We start from the raw sequence: 13,209 nt of genomic DNA, 5'->3' as shown, positions 1-13,209 counted from the left end.
TGATTAAAATTGGAAGTTAAACCCTACTGAATACACTTTCGGTCTTTGATAGAAACCATTGTCAATTCCTCCAAATACCTCAGGATCTATACCTTTATATTTTGTAATTACAAAAACATTTTGTGCCATTGCATTTACTCTTAAATTTGTTCCTTTTCCCATAAATTCTCCTGCATTATAAGCAATGGAGAAATTATCCATTCTAAGAAACGATGCATCTTCAATGAACATATCCGAGAAAAGTTGGGTTGCAGCAAATTGCGTTGTTAAAACACTTGAATTTGTATTACTCAAGAAATTATTCGCCTGAATATTTGCAATTGAACTATTAGAAGCAGAATTATTATAAACGTAATTCCCTAAAACAGCTCTAAGTGATGTGCTAAATTCCCATTTTTTTACACTTACCTTTGTGGAAAAGCCTAAGATTACATCAGGATTTGGAGACTTGTAGAAATATTTATCATCTTCAGTAGATTTTCCATCACCATTTCTGTCAACATAAGCTCCTTCGAGAGGCTTTCCGTTGCTATCATAGACTTGTTGATACACATAGAACGCATTAAGCGGCTGACCAACTGTAATTGCTTGAATATAGTTATTAATACCGGTAAGCGTTCCCACTTGAATTTTATATGATGAATCTACATATTGAGATAAACTTGTAACCCTAGGATTAAATCTGGTCGCATTAAGATTTACATCCCAAGTTACCATTTCATTTTTCACCGGAACCAAATTCAGGTTAGCTTCAAAACCTTTATTGGCAATAACTCCAACATTTTTAATATTAAAGTTACTTAAATCACCTGCCCACGTGGGTACTTTTGCAATAAGGTTTTCAGACTTTTTATCAAAATAATCTATTGAACCACTAATTCTATTATTTAAAATTGCAAAGTCTAAACCTAAGTTTTTAGTAGTTGTTGTTTCCCAAACCAAGTTTGGATTGTAAACATCTGGACGAAGTAAAGTATAGAAACTATTACCAAACTGGTATTGCGCTGTACTACTGTTACTATAAGAATAAGAACCAAATGCAGGATAGAAATTACCTGTTTCTTGCTGACCTGTTTTACCCCAACCTGCTCTTATTTTCAATGATTTAATTGCTGAAATATTTTTTAAGAAGCTTTCTTCATTAATTTTCCATGCAACCGACACTGCTGGGAAATTGCCCCATAACTGGCTTTTATCTGCTCCATTCCAGAATGTTGAAGAACCGTCTCTTCTGATTGAACCATTGATTACATACTTATCTGCTATCGTAAAAATACCTCTGGCATAGAAAGACAGTAAAGTTCTTTGTGTATCTCCAGCAGTTGAAAAATCGGTTTTTTGACCATTTCCATAATATGTAGGAGCTTCCGGAGTAATTGATCTTGTATCTTGATAAGAGTAACCACCAATAATATCCACAGTGGTATTAATCGCATTAATCTTTTTTACATAGTTTAGATAAGATTCAAATAATTTACTTTTAATTTCCTGCGAATATGAACGATAAGACCCTAAAGTTCCAATTCCTTGAGCGTACTCTTTATAGGTGTTAACAGAACCATCACTTTTTGCATAATCATAAGATCCTGTTATACTCAATCTTAAATCAGGTAAGAAATGAAACTTATAGTCTAGTTGCAAACTTGGAATAACCCTAAAAACAGATGAAATATCTCTTTTACCATATAATAAACCTAATGGGTTTCTTGTTCCATTTACGTTTAGACCTGTAGCGGTATTGGCAGGATCCAACCATTCATAATATCCTCCATATTTAGAATTTCCTGAATATACAGGCTGCGTTGGATCAAAATATATAGAAGCACCAATAGCTCCAGCATCTGGAAATCTGTTCTCAGAAAAAGTTCCTTTAAAATTACCATTAACAGTTAAATGATTATCAAAAAATTTAGGTGAAAAATTTAACCCTAATGAAGTTCTTCTGAATTCATTTGTTCTTACAATCCCGTTTTGCTCATTGTACCCCAAAGATACTCTATATGGCAGACCTTTTACACCACCTGAAAATGCAACATTATTATCTGTTCCCCAGGCTTGTTGATAAATTTTATCCTGCCAATTAGTATTTGCAGTACCGAGGTAAGATTTCTGAACATTTGTACCAAAAGTATTCACAAAACTTCTAAACTGATCAGCATCTAAAACATCTACATTCCCCATTTTAGTGGAGACAGAAAAATTAGTATTGAAATTAACTTTGAATTTACCTGCAGTACCTTTTTTCGTTGTAATTAAAATAACCCCGTTCGAAGCTCTATTTCCGTAAATAGCTGCAGAAGATGCGTCTTTTAAGATATCAAATGTTTCGATATCATTTGGATTTATCAATGATAAAGGATTCGTTGCTCCACTCAAATTGTTAAAATCAATAGGAACACCATCGATAACAATTAGTGGATCATTATTAATGAATGAAGAACCACCTCTTACTCTAATTGTAGAACCTGAACCAGGAGCACCGCTGTTACCGGTAATTTGTACCCCAGGAGTTTTACCAACAATTAGTTGATCAGCAGTGGCTGCTCCCCCATTAAAATCTTTGGATGTTATAGAAGAAATAGATCCTGTAAGATCCGTCTTCTTCTGCTTACCATATCCAATCAAGACAACCTCATCTATTTTTTTCTCTTTAGAAAGAGTGTCTTTAGTCTGCGCATGCATTACTGTACTGGCCAGTAAAAAAGCGGGCGCGATTTTTAATACTGTTGTAAAATTCTTCACAATCTTATTTTTTTATAGTTTCGTATTTCAGTCATATTTTGGCCCAGAGCCAGACTCGCAATTTAAAAAAAAAATAGAATTATTATAAATTTAATATAATTTTAGTTAAAATTATGTATATTACGAAACCGATTTTAGTTAGTTTTTTAAGATACAATAATTTACAACGTCTTATGCATTGCATAATAATTGTTTTAAATTAAGAAAATGTTAAACAACCGTTTAACTTAATTTCATATTCAGCCTTTCAAAATCGCTTTCTTCATCATAATAATGCCACTAATAGCGGTATTCGACAGATATTCCTTATCTTTGCAGTCAAAACTTTACTATAAATGTCAAACAGAAAGATGATTACGGCAGCTTTGCCTTATGCAAACGGACCGGTTCATATAGGACATTTGGCAGGTGTTTATATTCCTGCGGATGTTTACGCAAGATTTCAGAGAAGATTAGGAAAAGATGTAGCGTTTATCTGTGGTTCAGATGAGCACGGGATTCCTATTACCATAAGAGCTAAAAAAGAAGGAGTAACTCCTCAGGATATCGTGGACAAATATCACGAGATCATTAAAAAATCTTTTTCTGACCTTGGAATTTCATTTGATGAGTATTCCAGAACAACGTCTAAAAAGCATTATGAAACCAGTCAGGACTTCTTCAAGGTTTTATACGAAAAAGGAAAATTCACTGAAGAAATTTCTGAGCAGTATTTTGATGAGCAGGCAGGAGAATTCCTTGCTGACCGTTATATTGTAGGAACATGTCCTAATTGTGGTAACGAAAACGCTTACGGAGACCAGTGCGAGAAATGTGGTTCTACCCTTTCTCCTTCTGAGCTGATCAATCCGAAATCAATGCTTAGCGGAAATGTTCCTATCCTTAAAGAAACCAAAAACTGGTATCTTCCGTTAAATGAATACGAAGACTTTTTAAATGAATGGATCATTGAAGGTCATAAAGATGACTGGAAACCTAACGTATACGGACAGGTTAAATCATGGTTGAATGATGGCCTTAAGCCTCGTGCCATGACCAGAGACCTCAACTGGGGAGTTCCGGTTCCTCTTCCGAATGCTGAAGGAAAAGTATTATACGTATGGTTTGATGCTCCTATCGGGTATATTTCTTTCACCAAAGAATGGGCAGAGAAAAACGGAAAAGACTGGAAAGACTACTGGCAGAGCCCAGAAAGCGATCTGGTACATTTTATCGGAAAGGATAATATTGTTTTCCACTGTATTATTTTCCCTTCGATGATGAAAGCGCACGGAGATTATATCATGCCGGCTAATGTTCCTGCTTTTGAATTCCTGAACCTTGAGAACGATAAAATCTCAACATCAAGAAACTGGGCAGTATGGGCTCATGAATATGTGGAAGACTTCCCTGGACAACAGGATGTTTTAAGATATGCGCTTCTTTCATCTGCTCCGGAAACAAAGGATAATAACTTTACATGGAAGGATTTCCAGACTAAGAATAATTCTGAATTGGTAGGGATCTTCGGAAACTTCATCAACAGAGTTGCAGTTCTTATTCATAAATATTATGACGGTGTAGTTCCACAGGGAGATGTAAACAGCCCTGAACTGCAGGAAATAAGTAAATCTGCAAAAGAAATCTCAGGATTCCTTGAAAATTATGAGTTCAGAAATTCATTAACAGCCTTAATGAACCTTGCCCGTTTTGGAAACCAGTACCTTCAGACAGAAGAGCCTTGGAAAACCATTAAGGACAATCCTGAAAAAGCGGCTCAATCTTTATTCGTTGGAGCACAGATAGCTGTTGCTTTAGCTCAATTATGTGAACCTTTCATGCCTTTCAGTTCTGACAAATTATTGAACATGTTCAATGTTGAGAAGAAAGACTGGAATTCTATTGAAAATCAATCCGTATTGATTGAAACTGGACACAAAATCAACGAATCATCTCTTCTTTTCTCAAAAATTGAAGATGATGTAATCGAAGCTCAAATCCAAAAACTGGAAGACACAAAACAAAACAATAAAAAAACAAACCCTAACGCAAACCCTATGAAAGAAGAGATCACATTTGATGACTTTACTAAAATAGACCTTAGAACAGCTACCATTTTAGAAGCTGAAAAAGTAGAAAAAGCAGACAAATTATTAAAACTTACTGTAGATACAGGAGTAGACGTAAGAACTGTTGTTTCCGGTATTGCAGAAAGTTTCTCTCCTGAAGAATTAATCGGGAAGCAGGTAATGATCCTTCTGAACCTTGCTCCTAGAAAGATCAGAGGAATTGAATCTCAGGGAATGTTATTATTAACAACAAAACCAGACGGAAAATTATCTTTCGTAACACCGGACGACAGCAATGTTGAAAACGGTATTGAGATCGGATAATTAAAATCCTTATAAAGATCACAGGCTGTTTCACGGGAAGCAGCCTTTCTTTTATAGACAGCTTATGGTCAATAAAAATGTTTTAAGAAAACTTTCCAATCAGGAACTAGAGGGATATTTAAAAGAAGGCAACCGCTTTGTTCCGGAGGCCGTTCAGGCAGCTTTTGAAATTCTGGAAGAAAGAGGGCGTGTTTTCAGTGAGCAGGAAAAAATGGCTGTTCAGCAGTTGATTCAGCATAAAAAAGAAGCTGAAGAAGCAAGACATACAGAAGAAGTAGAGGTCTGGAAAGATCATATCACCGAAGATCCTGAGGCTATTAAACTGTATTCGAGAATGACTATTTTTGTCAGCAGTCTTTTTTTCACTCCTATTCCAGGGTCTATTTTGCTGTTCCTTAATTTTATCAAACTTAAAAAGTACCTCGCAAGTTTTTTTGCACTGGCATTTGGCCTTCTTTTTTTTATGTTTCAGAAGTACGTTCTGCTGTCCCATTTTGATTTCGGTACATCTTCCAGGTACAGTCCGGAAATTGGGGTCATCGTAGTTGGAGCTTTGGGTTTACTTGTCATCAGCGTTTTAGGAACCCCAAAAAAACTTCCTTACCGTGCAGCATCTTATATTCTTCCTGTGATTTTATGTATCGGAACGGCTGTTCTGATCTATTTTTATTTCCAGGAATGGTTTTCTTTTTATCCCTTTGTAAGAGCCATACAACTATTCAGACAATCATAAGGAGCTCATTCCCGCTATCCACTTTTACTCCTCGCGCCTGGCTGTCACCCTGAGCGTAGTCGAAGGGCCTCCCCTTTGCTGTGGGGTAACCGTTTCTATCGGGGCTAGAATAGTACAAAAAAGTCATCCCGGTTTACAGGATGACCATATATGAATTCATGAGATTGCTTCGCTTTCAGCTCGCAATGACTTGTTGTCAATTATTTCTTAGTCAGTTTTGCTAAGTAAGAATCTTCATCTTCCAACACTCTTTCTATTTTGAAACCATTATTTGTGGCAGCATTTTTCAACGTATTAAAATCAAGATAAAGCCAGGTAATGGGTTCTTCAGATTCTCCTTTATAATGAACGACATAATCCAGTTCTCCGTAATATCCACCAGCCGGAATATACACTCCGCCATCTTTATCACGGTCAAACATATACAGGATATCCGTACTGTCAATTAAAACCTGTCCGCCATCATTCAGTAAAGTATGCAGTTTCTGAAGATAGGTATCTATTTTTGCCAGGCTTTCAAAAACTCCGGTACCATTCATCAATAGTAAAATGGTATCAAAAGTCTCTCCTGAAAAATCAAGCATATTTTCACAAACCGCTTTTTTAATCCCTCTCAGCTTGCAGACCTCAATAGATTTAGGTGAAATATCCAAAGCCGTCACCTCAAGATTTCTTTCATTTTGAAGGTATAAAGAGTGAGAACCTGCTCCCGCTCCGATATCCAGAACTTTTCCGTTGGATAACTGCAGTGCTTTCTGCTCAATATCATTCATTTCTTCAAAATCTCTGAATAAATAATCCACCGGAAGTTCATCCAGCTCAGAAATTGACGTTTCAGTCTGCAGATCTTCAGGATTGTCATTTTTATAATAATCCCAGATCGCTCTGCCCATTAAATCTTTCATAGTGCAAAGATAATAGTTCAGTGTTCAAAGTTCAAAGTTTTTGGTTGAATGTTACGGGTTTCGAGATGCGGGGTACGGTGTGCGAAGCGCGGGTTTCGGGGTAAGAGGTGTAGTGTACTTACAACTTTAAACCTTAAACCTTAAACCTTGAACTCTCACACCCTCCCACTCTCAAACTCTCAAACTCTCAAACCCTCAAACTCTCAAACTCAAAACCCCTACCACCTACTTCATCGAATCCTTCTCCTTATGTCTGTCTGCCTGCGATTCATTTTCTGCTACACCTGCTTTCCAGTAAGAATAAGCATATAGTTCCTGGGAAGTCCAGTTTTTCTCTTTTCTCAGATAGGTACGGATTTCTTTCACGCTTGAGAATTCACAGGCCACATAACCAAACTTTGTTGATTCCGGAATTTCAATACTTTTTACCGCATTTGAAATTTCACTGCTGATCTGAGGCTGTGGATTGTGTAACCATTTAAAATCAATCTGAGCTTTCGTTTCGAGCAGCTGTTCGTCTTCTTTTCCATGAACTTCAATCATACAAACACCTTTTGCCGTTTCAGGAAGTGTTTCCAGAATAGCACTGATCACCGGAATGGCCGTAGCATCTCCTGCCAGCAAATACCAATCAGCTGCCGGATACAATTCTTTTCCTTCCAGACGCATCATCACGCCCAGTTTTGAACCTGCTTCAGCTTCCCTTACCCATCTGGAAGCAGGACCTCCATCTCCATGGTCTACAAAATCGATGATCAGTTCATTTTTACCGAGATCAATTCCTCTGTGGGTATAAGTTCTGATGGATGGAGCGACTTCTTTAGGCGGATATACCCATTGACGATTTTCATCCAGCGTAGGGAAATGAATTTCATTCAAACCAGCCGGAGGAACTGCGATCTTATTATTATCTCCCACCATCGTATTTTTGAACAAATGAACTTCCGGTGAGTACAAATACACTCTGATAAAATGGTCAGTAATGTATTCTTTTCTGGTGACTTCGGCAACAATCTGCCCTGTTGAAATTTTAGCCATAACTGATTTTTTTAAAGTTAAAATCCGGTTTCCGATTAATTCAGAAACCGGATTTGAAATACAATATTTTTTCAGATTAAGGCATTTTTACCTTCATCTTATTTTTAAAATTCAAAAGTGTAAGAAAGATTGAATGTTCTTCCTCTTCCTTTATAATTAAACAATTCCGGGAGTCCGTAAGTAGAATACAGTACCTGGGAACGTTTGCTCCATATCGTCTGATAATCTGTATTAAATATATTCTGGATTCCTAAATTGAATTTTCCAAAATGGAATCGGTATCCTATCATCAAATCGGAAGTATTATAGCCTTCCACCACATTATTAAGCTCGTCTTTCTGTTTGAAGTTCTGCAAAGACTGGAATCTGAATGACCAGTTCTGAATATTATAGCCGATATAGGTTACCAGTTTTGAAGGAGAAGCATTGTAAATCTCCTGTTTCTGCCACTCTCCCTTATTATCTACCTCAGACTTGATCAAAAGTCCGCTTGCCCCGAAATACACTCCATTATTTAAGGAATAAGAAACCTCAGCTTCAATTCCCATATTTCTTAGTTTCAAATCATTCACAAGAATCTGGAAGGTCTTTTTATCTACGGCAACGGTTTTGTCTGAGTTACTTAAAAATCCTGCAATCTGGGCTCTTAAACCACCTTTATTGACACGGTAACCCACCTCAAACTGATTGGTCTTGATCGCCTGAAGAGGCTGTTCGTTTACATTGAGACTAGACACTACATCCCAGTTTGTTCCTACCAATTTGTACTGTCCGATTCCATAAAATTTGGCAGGATCTGCTAAGCTTGCTCCCTGGGAAAAAGTTCCCCAAACCTGATGCTGCTCATTGAATTTGTATAATAAACCTGCATTGGCTAAAGTCACATTATAAGAACTTTCACCTCCGGGAATTGCCGATGCGGAATTTCCATAGCCCATAGCAATCTGTGTCTGCTGCTCTGAACCGACAAAATCATCCATTTTTACATTGATATGCTGATAACGGATTCCCGCATTCAATTGTAATTTTGGAAGAATATTATATTTTGCCTGAACATATCCCGCATAACTCTGTGAATGATTAGTAGGATATCTGCCAAGGCTGTATTTTGTTTCATTGATTAAACCTCCGCTGGACATTGTTTTTGCAATATCATAAACAGATTGAGTCCCTTCAAATTTTTCAAAATCGAAATCTGCTCCATAAGTAACATTCAAACCTCTCCATGATTTTGACAACAAAGCTTTAATCCCGGAATAGTAAGTATCCTGCTGCGAAGAGGACATATAAGGTATTTTTCCTGACTGTAAAGTAACATTTCCGGGAAATGGATAGAATCCTAATTTTTCACCACGCGTAGCCAATTGTACATATAAATCCTGTCCACCTAAAATTCCGTTTCCGTTATACGCTACGGTTGCCATATAACGCTCTGTTCCTACATTTTTATCGGATGAGAAACCGTCTCTCATTTCCAGCAATGAAGCATTTTTGGTAGTAAATGCACTTAAATTTTCACCTAAAAATAAGCTTCTGTCTCCATTAAATTTAGAATTGTAATACTGAACAGAGGCTGTTATTTTATGTTTATTGTTAAACTGATAGCCTCCCGTAGCCAGGATATCAATAGACTGGTTATACTGAAGGTCGGTCTGGGTAATATCGGTAAAAAGCTGTTTCTGATCTGCCCCATACACCCCTCCATTCTGCTGATAAGCTACTCCCAGTCTACCAAAAAACTTTTCTCCTTTTGCAGCAATAGACTGAGCGGCACGGAAATCATGGTCATCTTTTCCCATAAATCCAGTACGTACGCCCAATTCTGTTTCTCCACTGATTCCTTTTTTGGAAGGTGTTTTTGTAATTATATTGATAATCCCACCGGTAGCGTTACCTCCATAAATTGAACTTGCACCTGAAAGCACTTCGATTCTTTCGATATTAAAAGGATCAATGGCATCCAGCTGACGGCTTATAGCGCGGATACTGTTCAGAGAAACTCCGTCGATCATGACAAGTGCTGAGCGCCCTCTCATATTCTGTCCGTAATTGGTTCTTCCCTGCGGACCAATATCCATAGACGGAATCAGAATCGATAACATTTCTTTGATAGGAACTCCGCTTTTTGCCTGTTCCTGAATCTTTTCTTTCAGTACTACCCAAACCGTTCCCGGAACTTCAGAGATTTTTGTAGGTTTTCTGGAGGCTACGATTACCACATCTTCAATACCTTTAGAGGCAATAGAATCTTTAACGGTCTGGGAGATCATCGCTCCCGAAACCAAAAGACCTATGAATGCATACTGCTTTTTCATTCTTTCTACTCAACGTTTTATAATCTCACAAAGGTAATTCTTATTTAGAAAGAATAAAAATAATAAAATATGAGATTTTCCCTTATTTTATGATAGCAAATGTGTTTTTTTAATAGATTGTTTAATGTTGGATATATTAAACCATTAAGATTCTATAAGAAGTAAAGTATAGTTAAGATAAATCGTTTCAAAAATGTTTAAAATTAGACATCTTCTTAAAAGCGTAAAATCCCAGCCCAACGAAGGACCAGGATTTTACTAGTAAAAACAAGGTATTTTTTATCCTGCAGGTCCTGCTGCACCTTTTATTTCTTCTAATAATTTTCTTCTTTCACGAAGTCTCCTTCTTGCGATGACGGATTTACCTCCCAAAACTCTTATAAATCTGAAATATTGGAATCGTTTTGCTCCGAAATGATGAGTCGCAACATAAATCAGTACTCCAAATCCGGCTAAAATAATATATCCGAATATCTTCTTGGTGGCGATAATAATGGCATTAAGCTGAATGGCTTTCATATTGGCGGCTACATTTTGAGGAGTCACCGTCATTCCGTCCATATAAACGGCAAGATCACCAATTGCTGTCACCTGAAAACGGTATTGAAACCAAGAGTACAGAGTCGAAAAGATTCCTACAGCGAGGAAAGTTCTCCAAACCAGAACAAGTCCGATAGCTGCCAGCATTTCATCCATTTCAAGCTTATCCAGCGTATAAAACCATACGGAAATAAACAGTGAACACATTCCGTAGCCTTTTAAAAACATAGGCAGATACCAGTTGTCATAGCTGAACTCCAATACCATAGAAAAGTACATGATAATAGCGTACCCAACCATGGCGGCAAAACCGGAAAAAATGTACATTTTCAAAGGTTTTTCTTTTTTGAACCAGAAGATGGCTATGATTCCTGCTAAAATAATTCCGGGAATCATTAATAAACTGAGTCCGGTATTGGTCAATTGGTCATATCCTAATACTCCCACTGCAAAAGTATTCTGAATAGAAGCAGTTCCTAAAAACATTCCCAGCCAAAAAAGCATAAATAACCCATTCTGTACATTATTTTTGGTGAAAATTTTGAATGAAAGGTATGGTCTTTTTAAAGTAAGCTGACGGATAGAAAGCAGTGCAAAACTTACAAAAGCAGCAATACTCGCATTCATAATATTCCTGGAATTAAACCAGTCCTGCTGTCTTCCAAATGAATACACATACGCTGAAAACATGAATGTTGAAATGAAAAGCAAAATACTCAACCAGTCGATATAATGCAGAGGAACTTTTAATGCAAAATATTTATTATGCATGAAAATCCAATGGATCAAAGCTAAAATAAAGCATAAAACGGCTGTGAAAAGGTAAAATTGCTGCCAATTGTAAAGAAGGGCAAACTCAGCGGCATAATAGGTAGCCACCTGGTTCATGACAAGAACGAAGGTATAAAAAGCTCCGTAAAACATCCCTCGGTTTCCAATCATCACCATCAGTGGCAGGAACAGCTCTATAGTGACCATCATCTTCATAAAACCGATCACTAAGGAAGTAAAGACGAAAATCATGGGTTGTAAAGTTGTTCCGTTTACATAGCTGAGCAATCCTAAAAGGACCAGCAATAAAACCAGCTTATCCCTTACTTTGAATCTCATTTTGATTCTGAGGACCACAGGCATACAGGCTCCCATTCCAATAGTAGTCGCATAGTTAGCCCACATAAAATATTCTGTCATGGCACCCGTACCGCTTACCAGAGAACTGATATTCCCCGTATATACCCCACCGATAGGCATTACCACGGCAAGCAGTAATACTATCAGCAGAAGCTGTACGGGTTTGGGTACCCAGTCGTTATATAATCCTTTGTTGTACATGTTTTTTTAGGTAATAGATTTCAGATATCAGATGGCAGACTTTCAACATTCAACCTAAGTTTTCCTTACGCATATGGTCTGGAATCTGATATCTTCCATCTTTTAGTCTTTATTAGTATTCACATTCATATTCATTCCGGCACTCAGTTTATCCAGATCTTCTTTTTTGTTGGAAGCTGTAAACTCTATTCTTACAGGAATTCTCTGTTGTACTTTGATAAAGTTTCCGGTAGAGTTATCTGTTGGCACATTTGAATATCTTGAACCGGTAGCCGCTGAGACTGCTGTGACTACTCCTTCGAATTTTTTACCGCCTAAAGCATCAGCTGTCATGAAAATTTTTTCTCCTACTTTGATATTCGGCATCTGACTTTCCAGAAAGTTGGCAGTTACCCACTTCTGACCGTTCAGAACGATTGTTGCAACCTGCTGTCCTGGTTGGATCAGCTGGCCTTCAGAAATTGTTCTTCTCCCCATCACGCCATCGTAAGGCGCTGTAATAACAGTATATGAAAGATTGATCCTCGCCATATCCAGAGCAGATTTTGTTCTTTTAATTTCAGCATCATTAATTCCCAATCTGCTTTTCACTTCTGTAGTGGAAAGGTTGGCAGATTGTTTTTGATTCACCAGCGTTTCATAAGCTGCCTTCTGTGCATCATATTCTGTCTTCACCTGATCATACTGTTGTCTCGTAACGGCTTCAGCTGCCAAAAGGTTTTTGTATCGGTTTAAATTCTGCTCAGCATTCCATAATCTGGCTTTTGCTCCAGCAATATTAGACTGCATGACGTTGATATTATTGGAAACCGTGTTCACGGAAGAACTTGTTGCTGTTTTCTGAGCCATTGCATTCTGATAAGCGGCTTCTGCCTGTCCCAACTGAGTAAGAATTTCACGTTCGTCAAGGATTACTAAAGTATCTCCTTTTTTTACACGCTGATGTTCAATGAATTTGATTTCTTTAATATAAGCAGAAACTCTCGTATTGATAGGGTTAATAAATTCCTCTACCTGAGCTGCTTCCGTATAGGTTTTGCTTCCGATATGGAAATATTCCCGAATTAACCAGAATAATCCGAATCCGATCACCAGAAAAACGATGATGTTGGAAATGATGGCTCTGATTTTATTGGTTTTATTTTTCTTTTTTTTATTTTCTACAGCAGATGCTGCCGGAGTTGGTGTTGTATTTTGAGTAGTTTGTCCCTTGTTTTCCATTGTTGATTTTC

The 13,209-nt window shown here is 37.3% G+C and carries 8 protein-coding genes; 2 read left to right on the top strand and 6 right to left on the bottom strand.

Annotated elements, in window-relative coordinates; translation table 11 throughout:
- Window positions 1–3: 3 nt before the first annotated feature.
- Window positions 4–2,742, bottom strand: a complete 2,739-nt coding sequence (locus tag RAH34_RS16695) for a SusC/RagA family TonB-linked outer membrane protein (RefSeq protein WP_306596872.1) — start codon at window positions 2,740–2,742, stop codon at window positions 4–6.
- A gap of 335 nt (window positions 2,743–3,077) precedes the next feature.
- Here RAH34_RS16695 and metG point away from each other — a divergent pair, with 335 nt between their 5' ends.
- Window positions 3,078–5,114, top strand: a complete 2,037-nt coding sequence (gene metG, locus RAH34_RS16690; RefSeq protein ID WP_306596871.1) for a methionine--tRNA ligase — start codon at window positions 3,078–3,080, stop codon at window positions 5,112–5,114.
- A gap of 64 nt (window positions 5,115–5,178) precedes the next feature.
- The gene (locus RAH34_RS16685) at window positions 5,179–5,847 is read left to right on the top strand and encodes a hypothetical protein (protein ID WP_306596870.1); all 669 of its coding nucleotides are present in this window, start codon (window positions 5,179–5,181) and stop codon (window positions 5,845–5,847) included.
- A gap of 200 nt (window positions 5,848–6,047) precedes the next feature.
- On the opposite strand, the gene RAH34_RS16680 is transcribed toward RAH34_RS16685, so the two are convergent.
- From RAH34_RS16680 to RAH34_RS16660, 5 genes are all read right to left on the bottom strand, one after another.
- Window positions 6,048–6,752: a bifunctional 2-polyprenyl-6-hydroxyphenol methylase/3-demethylubiquinol 3-O-methyltransferase UbiG gene (locus RAH34_RS16680; RefSeq protein WP_306596869.1), complete on the bottom strand. Its 705-nt coding sequence runs from the start codon at window positions 6,750–6,752 to the stop codon at window positions 6,048–6,050.
- 225 nt (window positions 6,753–6,977) lie between these two features.
- On the bottom strand, window positions 6,978–7,790 hold the full coding sequence (locus tag RAH34_RS16675) for a siderophore-interacting protein (RefSeq protein ID WP_306596868.1): 813 nt from the start codon (window positions 7,788–7,790) through the stop codon (window positions 6,978–6,980).
- 104 nt (window positions 7,791–7,894) lie between these two features.
- Window positions 7,895–10,105, bottom strand: coding sequence for a TonB-dependent receptor (locus RAH34_RS16670; protein ID WP_306596866.1), 2,211 nt, complete (start codon window positions 10,103–10,105; stop codon window positions 7,895–7,897).
- A 279-nt stretch (window positions 10,106–10,384) separates the two neighbouring features.
- Window positions 10,385–11,977 carry an MFS transporter gene (locus RAH34_RS16665; RefSeq protein WP_306596865.1) on the bottom strand — a complete coding sequence of 531 codons (1,593 nt, stop codon included), beginning with the start codon at window positions 11,975–11,977 and terminating at the stop codon, window positions 10,385–10,387.
- A gap of 102 nt (window positions 11,978–12,079) precedes the next feature.
- A complete protein-coding gene (locus tag RAH34_RS16660) occupies window positions 12,080–13,198 on the bottom strand; it encodes an HlyD family secretion protein (protein ID WP_306596864.1) in 1,119 nt (372 codons plus the stop codon).
- Between the last annotated feature and the right edge of the window lie 11 nt (window positions 13,199–13,209).

The organism is Chryseobacterium sp. WLY505 (assembly GCF_030846215.1).
Taxonomy (GTDB): domain Bacteria; phylum Bacteroidota; class Bacteroidia; order Flavobacteriales; family Weeksellaceae; genus Chryseobacterium.
Note: the sequence above shows the minus strand (reverse complement) of the source record. Positions and strands in the feature narration are given on the sequence as shown.